This is a genomic window from Burkholderia sp. Ac-20349, from assembly GCF_017104865.1.
GTDB lineage: Bacteria > Pseudomonadota > Gammaproteobacteria > Burkholderiales > Burkholderiaceae > Burkholderia > Burkholderia aenigmatica.
Genome location: NZ_JAAGPM010000033.1, coordinates 25,809 through 52,050 on the forward strand (window position 1 = coordinate 25,809; position 26,242 = coordinate 52,050).

The following is a 26,242-nucleotide window of genomic DNA, read 5'->3' on the forward strand; positions in this document are numbered from 1 at the left end:
GACGCGGTCATCCGGCCGCGTCTTCCCCCAGCGCCTGGATGAACCGCGAAAACAGCTCAGGTTGCGACGAGATCCCGAGCTTTGCGTAAAGATGCCTCCGGTGCACCTTCACCGTTTCGGGTGAGATCGCGAGCCGCTCGGCAATCGCCTTCGACGAATTGCCGCGCAGCACCATTCGCGCGATCGACATCTCGCGATCGGTCAGCACGCCCGCACCGAAGCGGGCGAGCGCCTGCTCGACCCGCGCGCCGAGATCGGCGTCGGGCGCCGCGCGTGCCGCGTCGCCCACCAGCCGCCAGTGCTGCCGGATCGCCGCGAGCACCCACGGCATTGCGGCCGTCAGCTTGCCGAGCGGCTCGACGTCGAACCGCGCGCCCGCGCCGAGCGACAGCGACAGCAGCATGTCGGCGTTCGGCCGCACGAGGATCTGGATCTCGTCGTCGCCGACCGCATCGCGGAAGTAGCTCAGGAAATATTCGCTCTGCCGGAACAGGTCGGGCGCGACTTCCTCGAGCCGGTAGCAGCCGTCGGCGAGCCCGTCGTGCGCGGCCTGCAGGAACGGGTCGAGCAGATACACGCCGTTCAGGTAGAGCGGCACGGGCGATGCGGCATCGGTGCCGCCCGTGTCGTATTCGTCGAGCACGAGCGGCACGCCGTCGGGGCCGATCGCGGTCGCGAGCGCGTTGTCGAACGGCACCATTTCATTGAGCAGCAGCACCAGGAACCGCCAGAAACGCGGCTGGCCGAGATGATCGATTGCGCGGCCGAGCGCCTGGTGCATCGCGATTTCGGAAAAGAGACGATCCATACCACCACCGGAAGGGCGTAACACGAAGGGGGAATAGCGGTCCTGAAATTGGCTTCCTAGACTGCCACGCAATCAATCGGGCCCGAGTATGGGCGTTCAAAAAAAAGTGGCAAAGGATTGGCCCAAGCACAGGAGAACGAAATGGCGATGATGTCGGAATCGACGGGCACGCTGCAAGCGGCGCCTGCAACGGAAGACGCGCCGCGCGCGCTGTCGCAGACGCTCAGCGTGCGCGATGCGGTGATGATCACCGTCTCGGGCGTGACGCCCGCGAGCTCGATCTTCGTGATCGCGCCATTCGCGATCCAGCAGGCCGGCAGCGGCGCCGTGCTGTCGTTCCTGCTCGGCGGCGTGCTCGCGCTGGCGTTCGCGCTCTGCTACGCGGAGCTCAGCGCCGCGCACCGCAGCGCGGGCGGCGAGTACGTGATGGCCAAGCGCGTGTTCGGCACGCTGCCCGGCTACCTGACCTTCATCACGGTGCTGTCCGTCAGCGTGTTCATCCCGGCCGTGCTCGCTAGCGGCGCCGCGCCTTACCTGAACAACGCGCTCGGCACGCACTTCAGCAACCAGTCGGTCGCGCTGACGATCGTGCTGCTCAGCTACCTGCTCGGCATGCTGAACATCAAGACGAACGCGTGGATCACGGGCGCGTTCCTGGTGGTGGAGATCGGCGTGCTGATGCTGATCGCGGGCCTCGGCTTCGGTTCGCCGCATCGCGGCGCCGACGTGCTGGTCGCACCGGTCGTCGCGAGCGGCAACGCGCTCGTGCCGGCGACGCTGGCCGCGATCGTCCCGGCGATCGGCACTGCGATCTTCTGCTACAACGGCTTCGGCTCGGCCGCCTATCTCGCGGAAGACCTGCGCGGCGGCAACCGCAATGTCGCGAAGGCGGTGATCTACTCGCTGCTCGTGATCCTCGTCGTCGAACTGATTCCGCTCACCGCGATCGTGCTCGGCGCGCCGTCGCTGACGGAACTGACGAAGAGCGCCGACCCGATCGGCTATGTGGTGCGTTCGCTGAGCAATCCGGCCGTGTCGCGCGTGGTCAGCGGCGGGATTTTCCTGTCGGTATTCAACGCGATCATCGCGATCGTGATCACGATGGGCCGACTGCTGTACAGCAGCGGCCGGCACGCGCTCTGGTCGCGCACCTGCAACCGCGCATTCTCGACGATCCATCCGCGCTTCGAATCGCCTTGGCTCGCCACCCTCGCGCTCGCGGTGCCGTCGGCCGGGCTCGTGTTCGTGTCGAGCCTCGACGAGCTGACCGCGTTCACGGTCGACCTGCTGCTGCTGATCTATCTGGTCGTCGGCCTGGCCGCGCTCGCGAGCCGGTTCGTGCGCCGTGACGTCGAACACCATTACCGGATGCCGTTGTGGCCCGTGACGCCGCTCGTCGCGGTAGCCGGCGCCGCGTATACGCTCTACACGACGCTCGCAACGGCGACGAAACCGACCGACCTGATCATCATCGCGGGATTGCTGATCGCCGCGCTCGTGATGTATGCAGTCTGGGCGCGCCACAGCGAAGCCTTCCGTACGCTCTGAGCGCCGGATCGAACGCTTGCCGCACCGAAACACCGAAACACTGAAACACCGAACCATTGAAAGACTGGAGGAATTGCATCATGCGCACGAGGGATCTCGGCATCCGCATCGGACTCGGCACACCGGGCCGCTTCAACGCGATCACGGACGTTCCGGGCGTGCGGGTCGGACATTGCACGCTGAACGTCGAGAACGGCGACGCGTCGATCCGCACCGGCGTCACCGTCATCGAGCCGCGGGCGGGCGCCGCGCACGATTCGCCGTGTTTCGCGGGCGTGCACGTGCTGAACGGCAACGGCGACGCGACGGGGCTCGAATGGATCCGCGAGGCCGGCCTGCTGACCACGCCGATCGCCTATACGAACACGCACAGCGTCGGCGCGGTACGCGATGCGCTCGTCGCGAACGAGCGCGAAGCGGCGGCCGGCCGCGTGTACTGGTGCATGCCGGTCGTGATGGAAACCTACGACGGGCTGCTGAACGACATCTGGGGGCAGCACGTGAGCGCCGCGCACGTGCAGCGCGCGCTGGCCGCCGCACAGTCGGGGCCAGTCGCCGAAGGCGGCGTGGGCGGCGGTACCGGGATGATCTGCCACGAGTTCAAGGGGGGCATCGGCACCGCGTCGCGCGTGCTTTCGGCCGAGGCGGGCGGCTGGACCGTCGGCGCGCTCGTGCAGGCGAACTACGGCGTGCGCGAGATGCTGCGCGTGGCCGGCTACCCGGTCGGCGAAGTGCTGCGGCACGTGCCTTCGCCGTTCCGTGCGCCGGACGCGCAAGGCGAGGCCGGGATGGGCTCGATCGTCGTGACGATCGCCACCGACGCGCCGCTGCTGCCGCACCAGTGCACGCGCCTTGCGCAGCGTGCGAGCGTCGGGCTGGCGCGCGTCGGCGGCGGCACGGAGGATTCGAGCGGCGACATCTTCCTTGCGTTTGCAACGGGCAACGACGGCCTGCCGGCGGCGAACTACGGCAGCAAGGGGGCACCGACGACCGGCGTGAAGATGGTCAACAACGACCATATTTCCGCGCTGTTCGTTGCGGCGGCGGAGGCGGTGGAGGAAGCGATCGTGAATGCGCTCGTCGCGGGCGGCGACGTCGAGTCGCGCGGTGCGCGAGTCGAGGGGCTGGGGCAGGCGCGCTTGCTGGATGCGTTGCGCGAGGTGGGTTGGCGGCCGGGGCGCGGCGTCTGAAACGGCATGCGCCGCTTCAATCGAAGCGGCGTGAGGGGGCGCGGCGATGCGGCGATCGGCCGGGCCGCCGCTCGCCCGCGCAAGCAGTGCGGGCGGTGCAGGCCTGGCCGTGACGACGCGGCGTCATGCTCAGCTGCCGAAGTAGATGTTGCAGAAGCTGACGGGGCCGACACAGGCGTTCGGGTCTTCCTGCTTCGATTGCGCACGATCGACGCGGCCGGCGGTTGCGACGGCTTCAGCGCGGTTCGCCTGTTGCTGTGCGACGTCTGCCGGTGCCGGCTGTGCGTGAGCAACAGCAGCGGTGAGCGACAGGGCAACGAGGGCGAGGTGCAGCGGCTTCATTTTGGTTTCTCCTGGGTGAGTGCCAGTCTCGCTGGCAGTGAGGAAACTATAGGCTCGTACTGCTTAAAGATTAATCACCGCGGCTGTAGAGCTTATTTCCATCCGGAACAAGGATCACGTTGCGCACGCACCGATCGTCAATGGCGATGCCGGTTGAACGGCGCGTCCTTGTCCAGCAGCGCGCTGCGCATGAAGTGCAGGCAGCCGACGATCCGCTGCATGCGGTGCCGCTCGTCGGGCACCGAATACCACGCCTGCAGCGTGTGCTGCGCCGCGCGGATCGCGAGATTCACCGATTTCAGCGTGCGCGCATGATGGCCGGGCGTCGGATCGTCGAAGAAGCGCGGCAGCTCGTGCAGCACCGCTTCGACGGAGCCGGTCCAGCGCAGTGTCTGCGGCGGTTTCGATGCGGAGAACGCGTTCAGTTCGTCGCGCAGGTCGATCACCGCGTGGCCGACCTCGAGCGTCGACAGCATCCAGCGCATCGCGTCGCGATGCTGTCGCGTGCGCCGCACGAGCAGCGTGCGCAGTTGCGCCATCAGGTCGTGCGTGCTCGACTGGAAGCGCTGCGCGAGGCCGTCCGTTGCCCCTTCGCATGCCAGCGTGACCTGGCGGCGCAGGTCGTGCGCGATGCGGCCGGTGAGCCACGGCATGTGGGTCGGGAACACGACCGCGAATACGAGCGAGCACGCGAGCATCGCGATGACGATCGCCAGGCCGTTGTTGATCAGCACCTCGGGCGTGTATGCAGTCACGTTGTCGGGCCCCGCGAGCAGGCAGAAAAACACCGCGAAGCCGATCCCGTAGCCGGACAGTCCCGGCCGCATCGCGAGAAACGCGCCGAGACCGAGCACCGGCGCGAGCACGGCGCACAGCAGCGGGAAGCCGTCGATGTTCGGATACACGTAGCACAGGAACACATAGCCGATGGCGGTCGCGAATGCCGCGCCGACGCTCATCTGCGCGACGAACTTCGGCGCGCGCGGTGACGTCGAGCTGAGTGCGCACGCGATCGCGGTGGCGATCACGGCGAGCGGGCCGCTCGGCCATTCGGACGCGAGCCAGAACGCGCTCATCGCGCCGACGGCGACGATCGTGCGCAGGAACGCGAACCCGACGAAGAACGAATTGGTCTTCACTGCGTAATGCGTGACCGAGCGCTCGAATGCGTGATCGTCCTGGTCGAGCGATGCATAGGTGTCGGCGTAGCCGAGATATTCGCCGATGAAGCGGTACAGCAGCTCGATTGCCGTATCGAAGTCGAGCAGGCCGCCGGCCGCATGCGCCTCGATGTCTCGGCGCGACGCGCGCGCGGCTTTCGGCAACGCGCTGTGGAAGCGGCGCAGTTCGAGCAGTGCGCCGGTGGCCGGCGCGATGCCGCGCTGTCGCTCGTCGCGCAGCGCGGCGAAGCGCTGCGCGAGCGCGTCGACATGCGGCGCCAGCGCATCGAGCACCGCGTCCGAGCCATTGGCGCGTAGCCGCTTGACGAGCTGGTGCAGTGCATGCAGCCGCGTGCACGCGTTCATGAACTCGCTGTTCAGCCGCGCGAGGCGGCGGCTGCGCGCGCGAATGTGCGGATCCTCGAACGACGCGAACGCGCGGTTCGCCTCGAAGCCGACGATATCGTCGACGAAATCGGCGAAGCGCCGCTCGAAATCGCCGCGTGCGACGTCGCCTGCGAGCGCGCCGGCCGTGAACGCCGCGAACGTCGCATGGCGGGTGCCCAGCGAGCGCATCAGCGCCTTCGCGGAGCTGAGCGGCAGGATCAGCGCGCTGACCGCGCCCGAGCACGCAATGCCGAGCGCGACTTCCGCGGCGCGGGTGAGCGCGGACTGGAACAGCGTCTGCGGGGTCATCACCGACGGCAGGCCGATCAGCGCGGCCGTATAGCCGGCGAGCACGAAGCCGTACCAGCGGAAGTGACGGTTGCGCACCGCGAGCGCGATGCAGGTGCCGATCCACAGCGTGATGCCGGCCATGTACAGCTCGGGCTGCTGCGCGAACAGCCCGCCGAGCGCGAGCGCGGCGACGAGGCCGGCCGCCGTGCCGAGCACGCGGTAGAAACTCTTCGCGAACACCATCCCCGACAGCGGCTGCATCAGCACGAATACGGTCGTCATCGCGGTGCGCGGCTGCGACATTTCCAGGCGCATCGCGATGCCCATCGCGAGGAGCGCCGCGAGTACGGTTTTCGCGAGGTGCAGCCAGATCAGCCCGTCGCTCGCGGCCCAGTCGCGCGCGGCGTCGCCGAGTGGATCGAGCCAGGTCCTCCATCGTGCCGGTTCGATGGAAGGTCGCTCGATCGCAGGTGATGGCTTCATGACTGGGGTGGGGCTCGTACGGCGCCGGGCGGGGTGCCGCGGCTTGTCCGAACGGTCCGTTCGACTGGTGAGGCGCCGATTGTAGGAGTGCGGCGCCCGCGCATTAACGCAGCTGCGGGGAAACGATAGTTGCAGCCGGAGTAACAATCTGTCGCATCCAGTGGAGGAAAATAGCGGCTCCGCTACAGGTTGCTCACAGGAATGGATACCCTACAAAACATGCGGGTGTTTTCGCGCGTCGTCGAAACGGGCAGTTTCACCGCCGCCGCGCAATCGCTGAACTCGACGACGGGCGCGATGTCGCGCGCGGTGTCGGAGCTCGAAGCGCGCCTGCGCACCCGTCTGATGAATCGTTCGACGCGCCGTCTCGCGCTCACGTCAGCCGGCGAAAGCTATCTGCGGCGCTGCCGCCAGATCCTCGCCGACGTCGACCGCGCGGAAGAAGAGGCGAGCTGCGCGCACGAACGGCCGGCCGGCGTGCTGCGCATGCACAGCTTCGCGAGCGTCGGCCATCACTATGTGTTGCCCACGCTGACGCGCTATCACGCGCAGTTTCCGGACGTGTCGATCGAGCTGTCGCTGTCGCAGCGCATGCCCGACCTGTTCGACGGCACGAGCGACATGGCCGTCGTGACCGCTTCGTCGCTGCCCGATTCCGAACTCGTGTCGCACCTGCTCGGCTCGACCTTCAGCATCCTGTGTGCGTCGCCCGACTATGTGAAACGCCACGGCGCGCCGGTTCGTCCGCAGGATCTCGCCGCGCACGCGTGCCTGACGCTGTGCACGCCGGCGTTCCCGACGCACGAATGGGTGCTCGAAGGGCCCGAAGGCGTCGAGCAGATCCACGTCGCGGGGCCGGTGCAGACCAATACGGCCGAATCGCTCGCCCTCGCGATCCGCGACGGCATCGGGATCGGCATGCTGCCGCTGTACTCGGCGATCGATGCGCTGCGCGACGGCACGCTCGTCCGCGTGCTGCCCGCGCATATCCTGCAGAAGATGAACGTCTACGCGCTGTATCCGTCGCGCCGCTTCGTCGATGCGAAGGTGCGGACCTGGGTCGAGATGCTGCGTGCCCAGGTGCCGGGAATGATTGCGCGCGACGTCGAGATGCTCAACGCGATCGATCGCGAACCGCAGGCCGCCTGAGCGGCGGACGCGCGCCGGCGTTCTGCCGGCTTTTTCTCTTCAAGCAAACCTTCAAGCAAACCACACGAACGCGAATGCAATCTGCGCCGCGCCCGCGGCACATCGTTCACGCGGGCGCGGCGCATCGTCGTGCCGTTACAGCGCGGGCTTTGCCGCCGCGCCCGACTCCGTTGCCGGTTCGCCGGCCGGGCCGTACGCGGCATGCGCGGCCTTCTGTTCCGCGAGACGCTTTTCGTGGAGTCGTTCCTGCGCCGCCATGATGTCGTCCGGATAGTTGTTCACTTCGCCGCGCGCCGGGTTGTAGCCGACCGATTCGAGATCGATGAGCTCCTGCAGCACTTGCGCGCGCGTGACGGGCGACTGTGCCGACTGGGCGAAGGACAGGGCCGGTGCAGCGAGCAGGACGGCAGCGGCGGCGGTAACGACGAGCGATTTCACGAGGTTCTCCTGGGGACGGGGTGGGCGGCCGGTTCGACGCGCGATGCGTGACCCCGACCTTTGCTGGCAGTCTACGCAGCACCCGCGCGCGTAAAAACCCCGATTCCAGGCAGGCAGCCTTCCAGATGGAACAACATTGGTGCAAGCCGCCCGCGGCGAACGCACCCGCGTAAGAACGCGGGTGCGTGGCCAACGGGCGACGCTGCCGCGCGCCGGTCAGAAGCGCGTGCGCATGCCGATCGTGCCGACGATCTGGTTCGCCGTGCTCGATGCGCCGCCCGAGCCGTTGATGAACGCCTGGTAGCCGCGGCCCGATGCGTGCTGATACATCGCTTCCGCGTACACGTCCGTGCGGCGCGACAGCTTGTAGACGGCCTGCAGGTCGACCTGATGCCACTTCGGATCGGTGCCGTGCTTGCTGTCGGGGTTCGACACGCTGGCGTCCGTGTACACGTAGGCCGCGCCGAGGCTGACGGCCGGCGTCACCGCATAGCGCACGTTCACGTCGTAGTTGTTGAACGCGACCTGGCCGGTCGAGCCGAACGAGCCGGTGTTGTCGTACTGCGAGCGCGTATAGACGAAGCCGACGGTGGCCGGGCCGAACCCGTAGCTGATGCCGCCGCCGTACGAACGCATGCGGTCCGAGCCGATCGACCAGCCACCCTGGTTCAGGCTCTTCGCTTCGGCCGCATCGGTCGCGCCGGGGCTCGCGCTCGTCGAGCCCTTCGTGCCGTTCATCTGCAGGTACGCGCCGGCCAGCTTCAGCGGGCCGTTCGTGTAGCTCGCCGCGACGCTGTACGCGCGGTTCGCACCGAAGCTGGTCGCGTTCGAGAACGCGTACATCGCGCCGACCTTGAAGCCCGCGTAGGTCTCGCTCGTGTACTTGACCGCGTTGTTGATGCGCAGCGAGTGGTTCAGGTTGTCGTTGTCGAACGGATGCGCGAAGCTCGTGTCGCCGAAGTCGCCGGCCGTGGCCGACAGCGGCGCGACGAAGTCGACCATCGTGTCGTACTGGCGGCCGAGCGTCAGCGTGCCATAGCCGCTCTGGCTCAGGCCGACGTACGCGTGGCGGCCGAACAGCTTGCCGTCCTGCCCGAGCCCGCCGTTGTTCACGTTGAAGCCGTTCTCGAGCACGAACAGCGCCTTCAGGCCGCCGCCGAGATCTTCGGTGCCGCGAAACCCGATGCGGCTGCCGTTGACGGTGCCGCTGTTCAGGCGCCACAGCGACGCACCGTTGGCGTTGTTGGTGTAGACGATGCCGGCATCGATCAGGCCGTACAGCGTCACGGAGCTCTGTGCGTGAGCGAGCGGGGCGAACAGCGCGGCGGTGCATGCGCCGGCGATGAGGGTTTTTTTCAAGTCAAGGCTCCTGCGTGTGGGACTGGGAACGAAAGTTCGGCGCAAGTATAGGAATGCCTCGCGCGCGCAAGGCCACCGGGGGCCGCGAGCGCACCTTTCCGGATCCGGCAAGAGTCCTTCACAAAACTGACACGACGCGCCGCGCGCGCGAGACGATGGCAGTTCTTGCGTGATCGCATGCGGCTGGCATCCGTTCATCGCGGTGCGCCTGTCGCGTCGTTGCAACATGCGCGGGGCGCGGCACGGCGGTTGATCGGCGCGACAGGCGCGCGTCGCGTATCCGGATTGAGGGCGGCGAAGGACGACGAAGGGTGATGGACTGCCTGTCTTTATGTATTCACCAAATGCATGAGTCGATTCGAAAAATACGTTTGTCTCATGATGAGCGCCGGCCTACGATGCGGTCCTGACGACGGCGCGCGTGTTGCGCGCCGTCTTTTCGATCCCATTCGCCGACCCCATGCGCCTCGATCTCCCGTCCGCTCCCGCCTCTTCTTCGCCGGCCGCCAGCCCGTTCGCGCGCGTGGCCGTCGTCACGATCCTGACCGGCGTCGGTGCGGGCCTCGGCGGCATGCTGCTCGCGCTGCTGCTGCATGCGATCCAGCACGTCGCGTATGGCTACAGCGTCGCGCACGTGATCGGCACCGAGAGTTTCCTCAGCGGCGTGACCGGCGCCGATCCGCTGCGCCGGCTCGCGGTGCTGACCGTCTGCGGGATCGTCGCCGGCGGCGGGTGGTGGGCGCTGTACCGGTATGGCCGGCCGCTCGTCAGCATCCGCCGCGCGGTGCGCGCGGCGGATCCGCGGATGCCGTTCGTCAGTACGACGGTTCACGCGCTGCTGCAGATCGTCACCGTCGCGCTCGGCTCGCCGCTCGGCCGCGAAGTCGCCCCGCGCGAGATCGGTTCGCTGCTTGCCGGGCGGCTGGCGCATCGCGCGGGGCTCACGCCCGACGATTGCCGGCTGATGGTCGCGTGCGGCGCCGGCGCGGGCCTCGCGGCCGTCTATAACGTGCCGCTCGGCGGCGCGATCTTCGTGCTCGAAGTGCTGCTCGGCACGTTCGAACTGCGCGCGCTGGTCGTGGCGGTCGCGACGTCGGCGATCGCGGCGGCCGTCGCGTGGATCGGCCTCGGCAACGAGCATCAGTACACGGTGCCGGCGTTCGTGCTGAGCACGCCGCTGGTGGCGTGGTCGATCGTCTGCGGGCCGCTGTTCGGCTTGGCCGCCTACGGCTTCGTGCGGCTCACGACGCGAGCCCGGGCGAACGCGCCGAAAGACGGGCGGCTGCCCGTGCTCGCGCTGCTCAATTTCGCGGCGATCGGCGTGCTCGCGATGCGGTTTCCGCAATTGCTCGGCAACGGCAAGGGCCCGGCGTCGCTGGGCTTCGACGGCACGCTGACGATCGGCCTTGCCGCGGCGCTGCTCGTGCTGAAGGTGCTGATCGAGGCCGGCAGCCTGCGGGCGGGCGCCGAAGGCGGCCTGCTGACGCCGGGCCTCGCGAACGGCGCGCTGCTCGGCGTCGTGCTGGGCGGGCTGTGGAGCCTCGTGTGGCCGGGTGCGTCGATCGGCGGATGCGCGCTGGTCGGCGCGACCGCGTTTCTCGCCGCGTCGATGCAGATGCCGATCACGGCGGTCGTGCTGCTGGCCGAATTCACGCGCGCGGATCACGACAGCCTCGTGCCGATGCTGCTTGCCGTGGCCGGGTCGCTCGTCGCGTACCGGTTCGCGCAGCGGTTGGCCGAGCGGCGCGTGGATTCGGTTGCAACCGTGAGCACACCTGCGACGGCCGTTCGCTAACGCACGCGCATCTGTCCTTGTCACCGGCGGTGCCGGCTGCACCGCCGGTCGCTGTTTTCCGCTCCGTTTCCACGGCCGCGCGCGCCCAAGCGCGTTCGCCGGTTCTGTGCAAGAATCCGCGCGTTTCCGCGCCTCAACCAACAACGACACGCGCGGACGTCCCTATCAGGAAACGAGGAGCTCAAGTTGATTCAGCGCATTTCCCGCTTTTTCACGCAGGTGGTTCACCGCGTGTTGCCCGACCCGTTGATTTTCGCCATCCTGCTGACGATCGTCACGTTCGCGCTCGCGTTCGGCCTGACGCCGAATACGCCCGCGCAGCTCACGACGATGTGGGGTTCGGGTTTCTGGAACCTGCTCGCGTTCTCGATGCAGATGGTGATGATTCTCGTCACCGGCCACGCGCTCGCAAGCTCGCCGCCCGTGAAGCGCATGCTCGTCGCGCTCGCGAGCACCGCACGCACGCCGGGGCAGGGCGTGATGCTCGTTGCGTTCGTCGGCGCGCTCGCCTGCGCGATCAACTGGGGCTTCGGCCTCGTGCTCGGCGCCATGCTCGCGCGTGAAGTGGCGCGCCGTGTCGCCGGCAGCGATTACCGTCTGCTCGTGGCGTCCGCGTATATGGGCTTCCTGAGCTGGCACGGCGGATTGTCGGGTTCGGTGCCGCTCGTCGCGGCCACGAAGGGCAATCCGATGGAGAAGACCATCGGGCTGATTCCCGTGTCGCAGACAATCTTCACCGGTTACAACGCGTTCATCACGATCGGCCTGATCGTGATGCTGCCGTTTCTCGCGCGCATGATGATGCCGAAGCCCGGCGACGTCGTCAGCGTCGATCCGGCGCTGCTCGCCGAACCGCCGAGCGTCGAGCGCCAGCTCGGGCCCGACGCGACGTTCGCGGAGCGGATGGAGGAGAGCCGCGCCTTGTCGGTCCTCGTCGCGGCGCTGTGCGCGGCGTTCCTCGTGCTGAAGTTCGTGCAGAAGGGCTTCGCGCTCGACATCGACACCGTGAACCTCGCATTCCTCGCGGCCGGCATCCTGCTGCACCGGACGCCGATGGCCTATGCGCGCGCGGTGGCCGGCGCGGCGCGCGGCGCGTCGGGGATCATGATCCAGTTCCCGTTCTATGCGGGCATCCAGGCGCTGATGGATCACTCGGGGCTCGCGGGCGTGATCACGAAGTGGTTCGTCGATATCGCGAACGTGCATACGTTCCCGCTGCTCGCGTTCCTGAGTTCGGCCGTGATCAACTTCGCGGTGCCGTCCGGCGGCGGCCACTGGGTCGTGCAGGGCCCATTCGTGATGCCGGCGGCTCAAGCGCTCGGCGCCGATCTCGGCAAGGCCGCGATGGCGATCGCGTACGGCGAGGCGTGGACCAACATGGCGCAGCCGTTCTGGGCGCTGCCCGCACTGGCGATCGCCGGGCTCGGCGTGCGCGACATCATGGGGTATTGCGTGACGACGCTGCTGTTCTCGGGCGTCGTGTTCATCGCGGGGATGTATCTGTTCTGACGCGGCAGGGCGCGATGCGGGCGGCGTTTGACGCGCGCATCGCGCCGGTTTGAATGGCGTGGGCGGTCAACCGTGCGACCGCGCATCGGCATGCTCGTGCCCGTGACGCAGCGCCAGGCTCGCGAACGCCGCGACGACGAGCGCGGCCGCCAGCAGCGTCAGCCCGTTCTTCGCATTGCCGGTGGCCTGTTCGATCGCACCGACGACGGTCGGCCCGACGAAGCCGCCGAGCAACCCGCAGGTATTCACGAGCCCGAGCCCGCCGGCCAGCGCGCTGCCGGCGAGCCGCGACGCGGGAAAGGTGAACACGATCGATTGCACGACGAAGAACATCGACGCGGCCACGCACACGCAGGCGAGCCCGGCGACAGGCGACACATGTGCGGCGCCGACCATCCCGGCCGCCATCACGACCAGCCCCGCGCACAGCATCAGCCGCGAATGACGCGACTCGCGTGCGAAGCGCGGCAGGGTCCCGGCCCCGATCGCTGCGGCGAGCCACGGTAGTGCGGTCAGCAACCCGACTGCAAACGGCGAGAAGCGCCCCGACGCGCCGATGATGCCCGGCAGGAAGAAGATCACCGTGTAGATCGTCAGTTGATGGCAGAAGTACACGAAGATCGCGAGCCAGATCTGCGGATCGCGCAGCGCGGAACCGAACGCATGGCCGCCGTGCGCGGCGACGCCCGCATCCTGTTCCGCGGCCAGCGTGCGCTCGAGCGCACGGCCGGTTTCCGCGGAGAGCCACGGCGCGGCGCTCGGGCGGTCCGGCAAGCGCGTCCACACGACGAACGCGAGCAGGATCGCCGGGATGCCTTCGACGACGAACAGCCATTGCCAGCCGTGGAAGCCGAGCGAGCCGTCGAGTTCGATCAGCGCGCCGGCCAGCGGCCCGCCGACGATGTTGGCGATGCACACGCCGAGCAGGAAGTAGCCGGTTGCGCGCGCCCGCTCTTCGCGGCCGAACCAGTACGTCAGGTACAGCATCACGCCGGGAAACAGGCCGGCCTCGGCGGCACCGAGCAGCAGGCGCATCACGTAGAACGACGTTTCGCCGCGGACGAACGCCATGGCGACCGACAGTGCGCCCCAGGTGATCATGATGCGCGTGATCCAGAAGCGCGCGCCGACGCGATGCATGACCAGATTGCTCGGGATCTCGAAGAGCGCATAGGTCAGGAAGAACAGGCCCGCGCCGAGCCCGTACGCGGCCGACGAAATGCCGAGATCGACGCCCATCGAGTGTTTGGCGAACGCGATGTTGGTGCGGTCGAGGAAACTGATCACGTAGGCGGCGATCAGCAGCGGCATCAGTTTGCGGAACAGCAGCCGGTTCAGCGACGCGCTTGCGTCGCCGGTGGCGGACGGCAGGGCCTGGGCTTGAGGTGTGGACATGCGGACGACTCCGGTAAGGGCGAACCGGCGCGCGCGGCAAGCACGGCGCGCCGCGTTCGGCAGATGCCGCTGCGACGTGCGCAGCGGATGGGCAGACGACGGAGCCGCGCCGGCGGCGCTCGAACGGAGCGGGGCGATGATGGGCGTCCTGGCGCCGGCCGGCTGCGGCCGGCGCCTTGTCACTGCGCTTGCGGGTCCTGGTGTTGGGGCGCGAAGCGGCGATCAGAAATTCACCGCGTCGCCCCCCTTGAGTGCGAGCATCGCGCGCGCCTCGGCCGGCGTCGCGATGTCCAGCGACAGGCCTTCGAGCACCTGCCGCATCTTCAATACCTGCGCCGCGCTCGATTCCGCGAGCTGGCCGGGCGCGATCCACAGCGAATCCTCGAGCCCGACGCGCACGTTCGCGCCCTGCGCGGCGCCGATCGTCGCGAGCGGAATCTGGTTGCGGCCGGCCCCGAGGATCGACCAGACGTAGTCGCCGCCGAACAGGCGATCGGCCGTGCGGCGCATGTGCATCAGGTCTTCGGGGTGCGCGCCGATCCCGCCGAGCAGGCCGAACACGCTTTGCACGAAGAACGGCGGCTTCGCGAGCCCACGGTCGACGAAATGCGCGAGGTTGTACAGGTGCGAGATGTCGTAGCACTCGAATTCGAAGCGCGTGCCGTTCGCGCCGCAGCGCGTGAGGATCGTCTCGATGTCGGCGAAGGTGTTCTTGAACACGAGGTCACGGCTCTTCTCCAGATGTTCGCGTTCCCACGGATGCTTCAGCTCGCGGAAGCGCTCGAGCATCGGGTACAGCCCGAAGTTCATCGAGCCCATGTTCAGCGACGCGACCTCGGGCTGGAAATGCAGCGCAGGCTGCAGCCGCTCGTCGACCGTCATGTGCGGGCTGCCACCCGACGTCAGGTTGATCACGGCATCCGTCTGCGCCTTGATGCGCGGCAGGAATTCGGCGAACACGGCAGGATCCTGGGTCGGCTTGCCGTCGGACGGATTGCGGGCGTGCAGGTGCAGGATCGCCGCGCCGGCCCGGGCAGCCGCGACGGCGGCCGTCTCGATCTCGTGCGGCGTCACGGGCAGGTACGGCGACATCGAAGGCGTATGGATCGCGCCGGTCGGCGCACAGGTGATGATGACTTTGCGAGCGTTTGCCATGGAGGGAATCCCTTCGGTGAGCGATGCAGGAGGCGTCAGAGCACTTCGACGTTGCCGCAGACGGAGATCGCCTGTCCGGTGATCCCGTGTCCGCCCGGCGAGCACAGGAACAGCGCGGTCGCGGCGATCTCGGCCGGATCGGTCATGCGCCGCAGCGAGATCTTCTCCAGATAGCGCTTTTCCATCTCGTCGTAACTGACGCCGAGCTGCTGCGCGCGCGCATCGATCACGCGGCGCATCCGGGGGCCCCGCACGATGCCGGGCTGGATCGCGTTCACGCGGATGCCGAGCGGCCCGAGTTCGATCGCGAGGCTTTTCACGAGGCCGACCACGGCCCACTTGGTCGCCGCGTAGGGTGTGCGGAACGCATATCCGAGCCGGCCCGCGACCGACGACAGCGCGATGATGGCGCCGCCGTGTTTCGATTCGCGCAGAAGCGGTACCGCGCGGCGCGCAAACTGGAACTGCGCGTTCAGGTTGATCGCGACCGTCTGCTCCCACTGCACGGGATCGATTTCGTCGATGCCGCCGGTCGGGCCGGCGATGCCTGCGTTGTTGACGAGCACGTCGAGGCCGCCGAGCGTGGCCGATACGTCGTCGAACACCCGCGCGACGGCAGCCGGATCGGATACGTCGGCCAGCGTCGCACCAATCGCGCTTGCTCCGGCGCGCGGCGGCCGGTCGGCGAGCGCGGCGATCGCGGCCTGCGATGCGTCGCAGACATGCACACGCGCGCCGCACTCCGCGAACGCGTCCGCGATTTCGAGACCGATGCCCGAGGCACCGCCCGTCACGAGGACGCGCAGGCCGTCATAGGGTTTCAGCAGGTCGGAAGCTGTCATGCCGGGTTGTCTCCATCGTTGATGTTGTCGGATGCGGCCGCCCGCGATCGGGCGATCGCGGCACACGGCCGCTATGGTTTCGCGTTCGCGGTGCGCGGCGTCTGTTCGGCACGCAGCGTCTCGGCAAGGTCGTGCGCGGCGCCGCCGATGTCGAGTGCGATGCCGGCGCGTACGCCCGTGCCGTCGCGCCGCTCGAGCGCATCGACGATCGCGCGGTGCGCATCCATCGAGCGCCGCATGTGCGGGATGTCGAGCGCGACCATGTTGAGGAACGGCCCGACGCGCATCCACAGGTTCTCGACGATCGCGAGCGTGCTTTCGCTCGCGCCGTGTGCGTAGATCGCGCTGTGGAAGGCGAAGTTGCTTTGCAGGTAAGCGCGCGACCGGCCGGCCTCGACGTGTGCCTGCATCGTCTCGCAGGTCTTGCGGACGGCGGCGATCTGCGCATCGGTCATTCGGGCGCATGCGCGTTCGGCGATGCAGCCTTCGAGCGCGATTCGCACGTCGCGCAGTTCGTCGAGCATGTCGAGCGTCATCGGCGGCACGACGAGCGCGCGGTTCGGGCCGTCGACCAGTGCGCGTTCGGCGCGCAGCCGCGTGAGCGCGGCACGCACGGGCATCGTCGACGAACCGACCGCCTCCGCGACGCTGCGCAGGCTCAACGCCTGTCCGGGCGCGAAACGGCCGCTCATCAGCGCTTCGCGCAGTTGCTGGTAGACCTTGTCGGCCATCGTTTCCTGTTCGATGGCTTTGAGGGCGGGCGGGACGATACGTGGCGCCAAGGCGGGTTCTCCTGGGTTTGATCTGCGATCTGTGATCACACTTGCAATGTGCGAAGTGTGGTCGCGGGAGGGCGTGGAGTCAAGGCGAACGGGATCGGGGAAAACGAGGGGGCAGGCGAAGGGCTCGCTGGCCGGTACGGCCATGACTTCCATTCGTTCCGGGCCGTTCGATATGGGGCGGCCGCAATCGACACTGTTTCTTACAGGTGGGGGACTGCGGAGCCGCGGCGGGGGCGCTTGCACCGGCAGATTCAAACGTTGCAGGCCGTCAGCCGTTCGTTGCTTGGCGAGCGAAAGGCGCTATGTTATAAAGGCGCCGAGAGCGAGCCTGGCATACCTTCGAACAACGGATCACATTCGCAGTACCAAGAAAAATCATGACTAAACAGGGGTATATCGAGGGTGAGGACGCGCGCGTGCGGGTCCTGTTTCATGTGACCGATTTCGGCAACGGCGGGATCGAATCGTCCCTGATCCAGTGGCTGCGGATCCTCGACCGCCAGCGTTTCCGCGCGGTCCTGTCGATTACGTACGCGTCGCCGATGCTGGCGCAGCGCTTTCGCGCGCTGATCCCGGCAGACATCCCGATCGAGATCCTGGTGGGTCCGCAGTGGCTGCGCTACTTCCAGGATCGCCGTCACGCGCACAAGCTCGGCAAGGCGGGCCGGATCGCGCGCGATCTTCACGGTGCGCTCGCGGTGCGCCCTCACATCGGGCGGCGCGTTGCCGAACTCGCGCGCAACGTGGACGTCATCGTCGACTACGACCTGTCGCTGCGGCGCCTGGCCGGCCGGTTCGGGGTGGCCTGGATCGGCGTCAACCACTTCAGCTTCGTTGCACGGCTCGGCGGCCAGGGCCGCCGCGTGCGCCGCCTGCTCGACCAGTACAGCCGCTACGACAGCATTGCCGCGCTGAACCCGCAGATGGGCGACGAAGCCGACCGGATGTTCGGCGACCGCCTGCAACAGGTGACGGTGCTGCCCAACGCCATCGACATCGACGCGATTCGCGCAAACGCGACGGCGCCGCGCCCGGCACTGCCCGGCGGGGTCCCGTACATCGTCTCCGTCGCACGGCTCGACGAGCTCCAGAAAGATCACCGCACGTTGCTGCGCGCGTATGCGCAACTCGTCGCGCAGCGCGACGTGCCCGAGCATCTCGTGCTGGCCGGCGACGGCGCGTATCGCGACGAACTCACGCGTCTGGCGGATACGCTCGGCATCGGTGCGCGGGTGCATTTCATGGGGCAGATGGACAACCCGCATCCGTTGATGGCGGGCGCGTCGATTCTGGTCCTGAGCTCGAAGAACGAAGGGATGCCGATGGTGCTGATCGAGGCGCTCGCGCTCGGCAAGGCGATCGTGTCGACGGACTGCCCGACCGGGCCGCGCGAGATTCTCGATCACGGTCGCGCGGGGCTGCTGGTGTCGGTCGGCGACGTCGACGCGCTGGCCAATGCGATGGCGCAGTTGCTGTCCGACGATGTGCTGCGGGCGGATCTCGCCGCGCGCTCGTTCGATCGCGCCGCATGCTTCGGCATCGCGGAAAGCAACCGGCGGCTCGACGCATGCATCGACGCGATTCGCGTGAAACGGGCGGGCCAGCTTCGCCAGCACGCGCACACGAGGGTGCAGCGCGCCGGCTGACCGCTGCGCGCGGGTGCCACGCGCGGGGCGCGTGCGGTTTACCGCACCGGCTCGTCGTTCAGCGTGCCGAGGAACGCTTCGATATCCTTGATATCCTGCGCCGTCATCGCGGGCTTGTCGCCAGGCTTGCGGTCGAACGGCGCATCGGTCACGTCGACGTTCGCACGATATTTCGGCGGGATGTCGTCGTACTCGTCGATCTTCCCGTCCGCGCCGCGCGAATAGAACTTCTGCGGCGAGATGCTGCGCTCGTTGTAGAACGCCATCACCTGGTCGAGCGTGTGGAACACGCCGTTGTGGAAGAACACGTGGCGCGTCGCCGCGTTGCGCAGCGTCGGCGTCAGGAACATCGCGCAATACTGCGTCTGGTCCTTCAGGTCGTCGCGGAACGGCCCGCACACGCCGAGATCGTAGAACGCCGGGTTGCGGTTCTGCGCCAGTTCCTTGTTGCGCGGCGCGCCGAGCGCCTCGTACTGGTAATCGGTAAACATCGGCGGCAGCCCGTCCTTGCCGGGCTTCGACAGGTGGCAGCCCGCGCAATTCGCCTTGTCCGGATCGTTGAACAGGCGCAGCCCGCGCAGCTCGGCCTGCGACAGTCGCGCGCGGCCTTCGAGCCAGCGGTCGTACTTGCTGTTGTACGGGTGGAACGACGGATCCTCGACCTGGTAGCGCGCGATCGCGAACATCGCTTCCGACACCGCGAGCTGCGGGCTGTCGAACACGCGCGCGCCGAACAGTTGCTCGAGCTGCGCGCGGTGCGACGACTGCGCGAGCTTGCGCGCGACGTCGTCGATGCTGGCGTTCGCCATCTCGACCGGATTCAGCAGCGGGCCGAACGCCTGCTGCTGCAACGTATCGGCGCGGCCGTCCCAGAACATCCCGCCCTGCGGCACGAGCTGCGGCGCGGCCGACGTGCCGGCCACCTTCTGCGCCTTGACGACGCTGGCCGCCGACGCGGCCTGTTGCGCGACGGTCGGCGCGGCGTCGTTTTCACCGGCATCGGGGCCGATGCTGAAGTTCGGCTGGCGGTACAGGTACATCAGCGACGGCGGCGGTCGATAGCCCTGCTGCGTCATCGCGAGGCCGCCCGGCTGCACGTCGAGCGCATTCGGCGGGCCGTATGCATGATCGGGGCTGTGGCACGACGCGCACGACTGCTTGCCCGATGCGGACAGCGACGGATCGGTGAACAGCGCGCGGCCGAGCTGTGCGACTGCCGACAGCGGCTGCGCGGCGGGCCGCTGCAGCACGACCGGATGCGGGTTCGCGCCCGTCCAGTCGGCGACGACGGTGCCGATCGCCGCGGGCACCTGCGCGGGGAACGCGATCGCGAATGCACCGTAGCCGAGCACGGCGGCGCCGATCACGAACGCCGTGCGGCGCAGGAGGCGGGAAGGCGTGCGGGTGCCGGTGGTGTCGGGGGACGGGAACGCGGGGCGAGCTGTCATGCTGTCGGTCGGAAATCGGGCGCCGCACGAAGCGGCGCGTTAAATGGAAACGGCCGGCGCGTGATGCGCCGGCCATGCGGTCACGACGTACCGGTCAGATCGCCGGTGCCGCGCTCAATGCGGTGCCGAGCGTCGGGTCGAGATACAGCGGCGTCGTGTTCGGCTTCGACGTGAAGTCGAACAGGCTGCGCAGGTCGCCCGCCGTTGCATCGAACGAACCGCCGCCGATGCGCTGGCCGCCGAGCCAGTTGTCCTCGATGAAGCGCACGACCGACGACTGGTCGATCATCGTGTGGTCGACGTAGTTCTGCTTCGCGTACGGCGAGATCACGATCAGCGGAATGCGCACGCCCGGGCCGCAGCGGCCGTTCACGGTCGCGCCGTTCACGCCGGTGGTGCCGCCCGTGCCGCACTTGCCGCTGCCGTTGACCTGGTCGACCGGGTCCGACGACGCGCGCGTCGGCGCCGTGTACACGTGGTCGTACCAGCCGTCCGAGTCGTCATAGGTGACGATCACGGCCGTGTTCTGCCAGTCCGGCTGCTGCTGCAGGAAGTTGACGACCTTCGTCACGAACGCCTGCTCGTCGAGCGGATCCGAATAGCCTGCGTGCGCGTCCTGTGCGGCCGGGGCCTTCAGGTAGCTGACCGACGGGAAGTTGCCGGCCTTCACGGCGGCGAAGAAGTCGTCCGTGTCGTACTGGTGGTTCGCGGGCTCGGCGGTCTTGCCGTCGGTCTGCAGGCTCGAGCCGATCGCTGCGACCGAGCTCGGGCGCGTGTGCTGCGGGTTCGCGGTCGACGCGTAGTACTGGAACCAGTTGTGGTGCGGGATGTAGTCGGACGTCGCGGCGTTTACGGCGGTGGCGACCGTGCTGCGGGCGCAGCCCGTGGTGCCGTTGCCGTTCGTCGTCGACAGGTTGAAGCCGCCCATGAAGCCGCCCCACGTGATCTTCGCGCCGTTCAGCAGGTCGCCGATGTTCTTGCCTGCCATCATCGCCTGGTCGGTCGTGCTCGAGCACACGTCGTAGCCCGGGTCGACGTCGTTGATCATCGTGAAGCCGCCCTGGCCGTCATTGATGTAGTACGAGCTCTTCGCGAGCGTCGACGGCTGCGCGGACGTCTTGACGACCTGCATCCCGTTGGTCTGGCCCGACACGACGTTCAGCGCGCCCGGCGTCGACGGGCCGTACGACGTCGTGTACATGTTGTCGCTCATCGCGAAGCGCTGCGCGTAGTTCCACAGCGCGGTCACGGTGTTGCCGTCGAAGTAGCCCATCACCTGGCCCTTCGTGCCGAACGCGCCGGCGCCGCCGGAGGAGCCCTTGCCGGTGTATTTCGGGAACAGGTCGGCGAGGCCGTTGTCCTCGGCCTGCTGCTCGGCCGTGTACGCATGGTTCTGGTCGGCGGTCGCAGCCTGCGTGCGGTCGAGGCGGAACGGGTTCGCCGCGTCGGTGCCGTTGGCCGTGTTCGTGAAGTTCGGGTTCGCGGTGAGCAGCGTGCCCGTCAGGCCGTTGGGCGTCGGCGTGCCGGTCTTGGCGGTGAACGCCGGTTCGCCCGACGGGTTCGTCGCGTTCGGGTAGGTGCCGAAGTAGTGGTCGAACGAGATGTTTTCACCGTAAATCACGACGACGTGCTTGATCGGCGTGGCGGTCTGCAGCGCATCCTGCGACGACACGGCGGGCGTCGACGTCGGATCGCTGCCGCCGCAGGCGAACAGCGCCAGCGCTGCGGCAGCGCAGGCGGTGACGAGCAAGGCTTGACGGAACATCGGGAAACTCCAGGTAAGGTCTTCGATGGTGGAGAACGGCCCCGTCGCCGTGTCGGTTCGGCGCGGAGCTCGTGAGAGAGCACGCGCATTGGAACAGTCGCGTATGAAGATATGGGGACGGAGTGTTTTCGCGTCGATTGCGCTGCGGTATCGATTTCATTACGGCGGAATGCGGCGCGAAAGAGAAAGGAAAGGGGCAGACCGCATGCCACCTTGGCGTCACATTCCGCGGCGCGCGGGGCCGCTGCCCCGGATGCCGCGCGGGGCGGGCGAAAGGGCGCCTTCGCCCCGTTCGCGCACGATGCGATACGGCACCGGTTTTTTGACAATCGGATGACGGATTCGTAGGATGAAAACTCTGCGGCGACGATTTCGCGTGGCCGACCGTCAGCGAGTATTCATCGTGCCGATCCCCGTTTTGTTTGCCGTTCTGTGTGCGGCGTTCCTGCATGCGTCATGGAACGCGCTCGTCCGCAGCAGCGGCGACCGGCTGCGGTCGGCCACGGTGCTGCAGATCGCGATCGGGCTGTTCGCGCTGCTGTTCCTGCCGGCCGCCGCGCCGATCACGCCCGCGAGCTGGCCTTATGTCGTCGCATCGGCCGTGCTCCACGTCGTGTACACGCTGCTGCTGGTGCGCGCATACGAGCACGGCGACCTGACCGTCGCGTATCCGGTCGCGCGCGGCACCGCGCCGCTGCTCGTCACGCTCGGCGCGGCGGCGTTCGCGGGCGAGCACCTGAATGCGGGCGCGCAAGCCGGGCTCGTGCTGATCTGCGCGGGCATCATGGCGATCGGCCTGGAGCGTGGGCGCGACGCGAAGCACCGGATGATGCAGGTGCTGCCGACCGCGTTCGCGACCGGCGTGTCGATCGCGGCCTACAGCGTGGTCGACGGGATCGGCGTGCGGGAAAGCGGCAACACGGTCGGCTATACCGCGTGGATGTTCGTGCTGACGGGCGCGATGATGGCCGCGTACTACCGGCTGCGGGCGGGGCCGCTGCGGCTGACGCAGGATGTCGGCGAAACGGCGAAGGCGGCGTGCGGCGGCGTGTTCGCGGCGCTCGCGTACGGCATCGTGATCTGGGCGATGGATCGCGCGCCGATGGGGCCGGTGTCGGCGCTGCGCGAAACGAGCGTGGTGTTCGCGGCGCTGATCGCTCGCGTGTATCTCGGCGAGCGGCTGACGCCGCGCCGGGCGGCCGGCTGCATCGTGATCGCGGCGGGGGCGTTGCTGATCAGTGCGTTTGAAGCGGTGCGGTGAGCGGGCCGGCGGGGTGCGCGGCCCGCGGCTTCAACCTTCGACCGGCATCGCACTCGTGCACTTGATCTCGTCGAGGCACACGCTCGAATGCACGCCGCTCACGCCGGGCGTCCGCATCAGCGTCTCGAGCAGGAACTGCGACAAGCCTTTCAGGTCGTGTGCGACGACCTTCAACACGTAGTCGATGTCGCCCGTCACGGAAAAACACTCCTGGATCTGCGCGAGATCGGACACCAGTTTCTGGAACTTCGACAGGTCGCGGATATGCCCGCGCTCCATCGTCACGTGCACGAAAGCGGTGACGCCAAAACCGAGCGTGTCGGGGCACAGCCGGGTTTCGTAGCGACGGATCGCGCCGATCTCCTCCAGCCGCCGGTGGCGGCGCAGCGTTTGCGCGGGTGACAGGCCGACGGCCTTCGCCAGATCGAGGTTCGACGCGCGGCCGTTCTCCTGCAGGATCGAAAGCAAGTGGCGATCGAGGCGATCCAGAACCGGTTCATGCATTTTTGTTTCCTTATCTGTCTCCTGGATGCAATCTTATCTCATAATGTAGGGTTTGCATGAACGAGTTACGAAACCCGATTTCGTCGTCGCGACGCTAAACTGACGCCGGATTTTCGTGTGCGAACGCAGCAATGCGGGCGCGGCGACAGTCGGCGGCCGGTCTGGCGGGCACGCCGACACGAATCGGGCGCCGCCACGCGAAGATTGCAGTCCCCAACCCGGCGGCTCCACGAACGGCCCCGGCACAGCAAAACAGCGCCCGGCACACCGAGGCGCGCCGCACCGCTTCAGGCGGAGGCGGACAGAGTGGAGAAGACATGGTTTCTGGAAACGAGAGCGACGGCCTGAAGCGCGGGCTGAAGAACCGGCACATCCAGCTGATTGCGCTCGGCGGCGCGCTCGGCACGGGGCTGTTCCTCGGCATCGCGCAGACCATCAAGATGGCGGGCCCGTCCGTGCTGCTCGGCTACGGGGTGGCCGGCATCATTGCGTTCTTCATCATGCGCCAGCTCGGCGAGATGGTCGTCGACGAGCCTGTCGCCGGCTCGTTCAGCTACTTCGCCAACAAGTACGTCGGCCACTTCACCGGCTTCCTGTCCGGCTGGAACTACTGGGTGCTGTACATCCTCGTCAGCATGGCCGAGCTGTCGGCCGTCGGGATCTACGTGCAGTACTGGTGGCCCGGCGTGCCGACCTGGGTGTCGGCGCTGGTGTTCTTCGTCGCGATCAACCTGCTCAACCTGGCGAGCGTGAAGTCGTACGGCGAGACGGAATTCTGGTTCTCGATCATCAAGGTTGCCGCAATCGTCGGCATGATCGGCTTCGGCGGCTGGCTGCTCGCGAGCGGCCACGCCGGGCCGGAAGCCACCGTCCGCAACCTGTGGCAGCACGGCGGTTTCTTCCCGAACGGCGTATCGGGGCTCGTGATGTCGATGGCGGCGATCATGTTCTCGTTCGGCGGGCTGGAGCTGATCGGGATCACTGCGGCCGAGGCCGACGATCCGAAGCGCAGCATTCCGCGTGCGACCAACCAGGTCATCTACCGGATCCTGATTTTCTACATCGGCGCACTCGCTGTGCTGCTGTCGCTGTATCCGTGGGAAAAGGTCGTCAGCGGCGGTAGCCCGTTCGTGCTGATCTTCCATGCGCTGAGCAGCAACGTGGTTGCGAACGTGCTGAACGTCGTCGTGCTGACGGCCGCGCTGTCGGTCTACAACAGCGGCGTGTACAGCAACAGCCGGATGCTGTTCGGCCTCGCGCAGCAGGGCAACGCGCCGAAGGTGCTGTGCTCGGTGAACAAGCGCGGCATTCCGCTCGCCGCGCTCGGCGCGTCGGCGCTCGCGACCGGCGTGTGCGTGCTGATCAACTACTTCATGCCGGGCAAGGCGTTCGAGGTGCTGATGGGCCTCGTCGTGTCGGCGCTGATCATCAACTGGGCGATGATCACCCTGATCCACCTGAAGTTCCGCCAGGCGAAGCGCGCGGCCGGGGAGGAGACTTCCTTCCGCAGTCTGGGCTATCCTTTCACGAATTACCTGTGCCTGGCATTCATGGCCGGCATTCTCGTCGTGATGTACCTGACGCCGGATCTCCGCCTGTCGGTGTACCTGATCCCGGTATGGCTCGCGGTGCTCGCGGTCGGGTATCGCTTCCGTCAGAAGAATGCAGGCTATGCGGTGCACGACAGCGCATCCGCACGCTGAAGCAGGCCACGACAGATCATTCTTCCAAACGAGACCGACATAGCCATGTTCGAACACATCGACGCGTACCCGGGCGACCCGATCCTGACGCTCAACGAGAACTTCCAGAAAGATCCGCGCGACCAGAAGGTCAACCTGAGCATCGGCATCTACTTCGACGCCGAAGGCCGGATTCCGGTGATGGGCGCCGTGCGCGAAGCCGAAACCGCGCTGCAGCGCGACAGCAGCGCGAAGCCGTACCTGCCGATGGTCGGCCTGGCCGCATATCGCGACGCCGTCCAGGCGCTCGTGTTCGGCGCCGATCACCCGGCCCGCGCGGCCGGCCGCATCGCGACGCTGCAAACGCTCGGCGGCTCCGGCGCACTGAAGGTGGGCGCCGATTTCCTGAAGCGCTACTTCCCGGATGCGCAGGTGTGGCTCAGCGATCCGAGCTGGGAAAACCACCGCTTCATCTTCGAGCGCGCCGGCTTCACGGTGAACACGTACCCGTACTACGACGAGGCGACGGGCGGCCTGAAGTTCGACGCGATGCTCGCGGCGATCGACGCGCTGCCGGCGCGCAGCATCGTGCTGCTGCACGCGTGCTGCCATAACCCGACCGGCGTCGACCTCGACGAAGGCCAGTGGGAGAAGCTGATCGACGTGATCGAGGCGCGCGGGCTGCTGCCGTTCGTCGACATGGCGTACCAGGGCTTCGGCGCGGGCCTCGACGCGGACGCCTTCGCGGTGCGCGAACTGGCCCGCCGCGGCGTGCCGGCGCTGGTCGCGAACTCGTTCTCGAAGAACTTCTCGCTGTACGGCGAGCGCGTGGGCGGCCTGAGCGTCGTCTGCGAGGATCCCGCCGCGGCCGACCGCGTGCTCGGCCAGCTGGCCGGCGCCGTGCGCTCGAACTACAGCAACCCGCAAACCTACGGCGCGAAGGTCGTGGCAGCCGTGCTCGGCACGCCTGCGCTGCGCAAGCAGTGGGAAGAGGAACTGGCGGCGATGTGCCGCCGCATCGCACGGATGCGCCAGTCGATCCATGACGGCCTGCGCGACCACGTCAGCGGCGAGGCACTGACGCGCTACGTGAAGCAGCGCGGGATGTTCACGTACACGGGTCTGACCGAATCGCAGGTCGACGCGCTGCGCGAAGTGCACGGCGTGTACATCCTGCGTTCGGGCCGGATGTGCGTGGCGGGCCTGAACGACTCGAACGTCGCCATCGTCGCCGATGCAATCGGCAAGGTGCTGAAGAGCGGCGTCTGATCGCGGCGCGCTCCGGCGCGCCACGCGGCAGGCC

The 26,242-nt window shown here is 67.7% G+C and carries 21 protein-coding genes; 9 read left to right on the forward strand and 12 right to left on the reverse strand.

Annotated elements, in window-relative coordinates; all coding sequences use genetic code 11:
• Positions 1-7 precede the first annotated feature (7 nt).
• Positions 8-808: a helix-turn-helix transcriptional regulator gene (locus G3N61_RS13665; protein WP_175024727.1), complete on the reverse strand. Its 801-nt coding sequence runs from the start codon at positions 806-808 to the stop codon at positions 8-10.
• A 141-nt stretch (positions 809-949) separates the two neighbouring features.
• Here G3N61_RS13665 and G3N61_RS13670 point away from each other — a divergent pair, with 141 nt between their 5' ends.
• Together G3N61_RS13670 and G3N61_RS13675 are read left to right on the forward strand one after the other, a co-directional pair.
• On the forward strand, positions 950-2,356 hold the full coding sequence (locus tag G3N61_RS13670) for an APC family permease (RefSeq protein ID WP_043183634.1): 1,407 nt from the start codon (positions 950-952) through the stop codon (positions 2,354-2,356).
• Positions 2,357-2,436: 80 nt separating this feature from the next.
• Positions 2,437-3,546 carry a P1 family peptidase gene (locus G3N61_RS13675; RefSeq protein ID WP_205822713.1) on the forward strand — a complete coding sequence of 370 codons (1,110 nt, stop codon included), beginning with the start codon at positions 2,437-2,439 and terminating at the stop codon, positions 3,544-3,546.
• A gap of 129 nt (positions 3,547-3,675) precedes the next feature.
• On the opposite strand, the gene G3N61_RS13680 is transcribed toward G3N61_RS13675, so the two are convergent.
• Both G3N61_RS13680 and G3N61_RS13685 read right to left on the reverse strand, forming a co-directional pair.
• The gene (locus G3N61_RS13680; protein WP_205822715.1) at positions 3,676-3,888 is read right to left on the reverse strand and encodes a hypothetical protein; all 213 of its coding nucleotides are present in this window, start codon (positions 3,886-3,888) and stop codon (positions 3,676-3,678) included.
• A gap of 137 nt (positions 3,889-4,025) precedes the next feature.
• The gene (locus G3N61_RS13685) at positions 4,026-6,209 is read right to left on the reverse strand and encodes an FUSC family protein (protein WP_205822717.1); all 2,184 of its coding nucleotides are present in this window, start codon (positions 6,207-6,209) and stop codon (positions 4,026-4,028) included.
• Positions 6,210-6,410: 201 nt separating this feature from the next.
• Between G3N61_RS13685 and G3N61_RS13690 the strand changes: the two genes are divergently transcribed.
• Positions 6,411-7,358 (forward strand): LysR family transcriptional regulator, encoded by a 948-nt coding sequence (locus tag G3N61_RS13690; protein WP_043183638.1) that lies wholly within the window; start codon positions 6,411-6,413, stop codon positions 7,356-7,358.
• A 135-nt stretch (positions 7,359-7,493) separates the two neighbouring features.
• Here the strand turns inward: G3N61_RS13690 and G3N61_RS13695 are convergent, their stop codons facing one another.
• Complete coding sequence (locus G3N61_RS13695; RefSeq protein ID WP_043183639.1) at positions 7,494-7,796, reverse strand: DUF4148 domain-containing protein; 303 nt, start codon at positions 7,794-7,796, stop codon at positions 7,494-7,496.
• Between the two features lie 216 nt (positions 7,797-8,012).
• Positions 8,013-9,155, reverse strand: coding sequence for a porin (locus G3N61_RS13700; protein WP_043183640.1), 1,143 nt, complete (start codon positions 9,153-9,155; stop codon positions 8,013-8,015).
• Between the two features lie 460 nt (positions 9,156-9,615).
• Here G3N61_RS13700 and G3N61_RS13705 point away from each other — a divergent pair, with 460 nt between their 5' ends.
• On the forward strand, positions 9,616-10,950 hold the full coding sequence (locus tag G3N61_RS13705; protein ID WP_205822720.1) for a chloride channel protein: 1,335 nt from the start codon (positions 9,616-9,618) through the stop codon (positions 10,948-10,950).
• 186 nt (positions 10,951-11,136) lie between these two features.
• Positions 11,137-12,459 (forward strand): TIGR00366 family protein, encoded by a 1,323-nt coding sequence (locus tag G3N61_RS13710; protein WP_089453030.1) that lies wholly within the window; start codon positions 11,137-11,139, stop codon positions 12,457-12,459.
• A 66-nt stretch (positions 12,460-12,525) separates the two neighbouring features.
• Here the strand turns inward: G3N61_RS13710 and G3N61_RS13715 are convergent, their stop codons facing one another.
• The 4 genes from G3N61_RS13715 to G3N61_RS13730 form a co-directional block, all read right to left on the reverse strand.
• The gene (locus tag G3N61_RS13715; RefSeq protein WP_205822722.1) at positions 12,526-13,854 is read right to left on the reverse strand and encodes an MFS transporter; all 1,329 of its coding nucleotides are present in this window, start codon (positions 13,852-13,854) and stop codon (positions 12,526-12,528) included.
• A 222-nt stretch (positions 13,855-14,076) separates the two neighbouring features.
• Positions 14,077-15,009 (reverse strand): 3-keto-5-aminohexanoate cleavage protein, encoded by a 933-nt coding sequence (locus tag G3N61_RS13720; protein WP_089453028.1) that lies wholly within the window; start codon positions 15,007-15,009, stop codon positions 14,077-14,079.
• A gap of 35 nt (positions 15,010-15,044) precedes the next feature.
• Complete coding sequence (locus G3N61_RS13725) at positions 15,045-15,851, reverse strand: SDR family oxidoreductase (protein WP_205822724.1); 807 nt, start codon at positions 15,849-15,851, stop codon at positions 15,045-15,047.
• A 71-nt stretch (positions 15,852-15,922) separates the two neighbouring features.
• The gene (locus G3N61_RS13730; RefSeq protein WP_089453026.1) at positions 15,923-16,633 is read right to left on the reverse strand and encodes a GntR family transcriptional regulator; all 711 of its coding nucleotides are present in this window, start codon (positions 16,631-16,633) and stop codon (positions 15,923-15,925) included.
• A 377-nt stretch (positions 16,634-17,010) separates the two neighbouring features.
• On the opposite strand from G3N61_RS13730, the gene G3N61_RS13735 reads away from it, so the two are divergent.
• The gene (locus G3N61_RS13735) at positions 17,011-18,279 is read left to right on the forward strand and encodes a glycosyltransferase (protein ID WP_205822726.1); all 1,269 of its coding nucleotides are present in this window, start codon (positions 17,011-17,013) and stop codon (positions 18,277-18,279) included.
• A 38-nt stretch (positions 18,280-18,317) separates the two neighbouring features.
• Here G3N61_RS13735 and G3N61_RS13740 read toward each other — a convergent pair whose 3' ends face one another.
• Together G3N61_RS13740 and G3N61_RS13745 are read right to left on the reverse strand one after the other, a co-directional pair.
• Complete coding sequence (locus G3N61_RS13740; protein WP_205822727.1) at positions 18,318-19,727, reverse strand: cytochrome c peroxidase; 1,410 nt, start codon at positions 19,725-19,727, stop codon at positions 18,318-18,320.
• A gap of 94 nt (positions 19,728-19,821) precedes the next feature.
• Entirely contained in the window at positions 19,822-21,492 is a 1,671-nt protein-coding gene (locus G3N61_RS13745) for an alkaline phosphatase family protein (protein WP_089453024.1), read from the reverse strand.
• 403 nt (positions 21,493-21,895) lie between these two features.
• Here G3N61_RS13745 and G3N61_RS13750 point away from each other — a divergent pair, with 403 nt between their 5' ends.
• The gene (locus G3N61_RS13750; protein ID WP_205822728.1) at positions 21,896-22,753 is read left to right on the forward strand and encodes an EamA family transporter; all 858 of its coding nucleotides are present in this window, start codon (positions 21,896-21,898) and stop codon (positions 22,751-22,753) included.
• A gap of 30 nt (positions 22,754-22,783) precedes the next feature.
• Here G3N61_RS13750 and G3N61_RS13755 read toward each other — a convergent pair whose 3' ends face one another.
• A complete protein-coding gene (locus G3N61_RS13755) occupies positions 22,784-23,257 on the reverse strand; it encodes an Lrp/AsnC family transcriptional regulator (protein ID WP_043183655.1) in 474 nt (157 codons plus the stop codon).
• 317 nt (positions 23,258-23,574) lie between these two features.
• On the opposite strand from G3N61_RS13755, the gene G3N61_RS13760 reads away from it, so the two are divergent.
• Positions 23,575-24,960: an amino acid permease gene (locus G3N61_RS13760; RefSeq protein WP_043183656.1), complete on the forward strand. Its 1,386-nt coding sequence runs from the start codon at positions 23,575-23,577 to the stop codon at positions 24,958-24,960.
• A gap of 45 nt (positions 24,961-25,005) precedes the next feature.
• The gene (locus G3N61_RS13765) at positions 25,006-26,208 is read left to right on the forward strand and encodes an amino acid aminotransferase (protein WP_043183657.1); all 1,203 of its coding nucleotides are present in this window, start codon (positions 25,006-25,008) and stop codon (positions 26,206-26,208) included.
• Positions 26,209-26,242 lie beyond the last annotated feature (34 nt).

Bases quoted from the DNA above. Each gene is read 5' to 3' on its own strand.
- G3N61_RS13665 (WP_175024727.1), bottom strand. From the start codon at position 808: ATGGATCGTCTCTTTTCCGAAATCGCGATGCACCAGGCGCTCGGCCGC.
- G3N61_RS13670 (WP_043183634.1), top strand. From the start codon at position 950: ATGGCGATGATGTCGGAATCGACGGGCACGCTGCAAGCGGCGCCTGCA.
- G3N61_RS13675 (WP_205822713.1), top strand. From the start codon at position 2,437: ATGCGCACGAGGGATCTCGGCATCCGCATCGGACTCGGCACACCGGGC.
- G3N61_RS13680 (WP_205822715.1), bottom strand. From the start codon at position 3,888: ATGAAGCCGCTGCACCTCGCCCTCGTTGCCCTGTCGCTCACCGCTGCT.
- G3N61_RS13685 (WP_205822717.1), bottom strand. From the start codon at position 6,209: ATGAAGCCATCACCTGCGATCGAGCGACCTTCCATCGAACCGGCACGA.
- G3N61_RS13690 (WP_043183638.1), top strand. From the start codon at position 6,411: ATGGATACCCTACAAAACATGCGGGTGTTTTCGCGCGTCGTCGAAACG.
- G3N61_RS13705 (WP_205822720.1), top strand. From the start codon at position 9,616: ATGCGCCTCGATCTCCCGTCCGCTCCCGCCTCTTCTTCGCCGGCCGCC.
- G3N61_RS13715 (WP_205822722.1), bottom strand. From the start codon at position 13,854: ATGTCCACACCTCAAGCCCAGGCCCTGCCGTCCGCCACCGGCGACGCA.
- G3N61_RS13720 (WP_089453028.1), bottom strand. From the start codon at position 15,009: ATGGCAAACGCTCGCAAAGTCATCATCACCTGTGCGCCGACCGGCGCG.
- G3N61_RS13725 (WP_205822724.1), bottom strand. From the start codon at position 15,851: ATGACAGCTTCCGACCTGCTGAAACCCTATGACGGCCTGCGCGTCCTC.
- G3N61_RS13735 (WP_205822726.1), top strand. From the start codon at position 17,011: ATGACTAAACAGGGGTATATCGAGGGTGAGGACGCGCGCGTGCGGGTC.
- G3N61_RS13740 (WP_205822727.1), bottom strand. From the start codon at position 19,727: ATGACAGCTCGCCCCGCGTTCCCGTCCCCCGACACCACCGGCACCCGC.
- G3N61_RS13745 (WP_089453024.1), bottom strand. From the start codon at position 21,492: ATGTTCCGTCAAGCCTTGCTCGTCACCGCCTGCGCTGCCGCAGCGCTG.
- G3N61_RS13755 (WP_043183655.1), bottom strand. From the start codon at position 23,257: ATGCATGAACCGGTTCTGGATCGCCTCGATCGCCACTTGCTTTCGATC.
- G3N61_RS13760 (WP_043183656.1), top strand. From the start codon at position 23,575: ATGGTTTCTGGAAACGAGAGCGACGGCCTGAAGCGCGGGCTGAAGAAC.
- G3N61_RS13765 (WP_043183657.1), top strand. From the start codon at position 25,006: ATGTTCGAACACATCGACGCGTACCCGGGCGACCCGATCCTGACGCTC.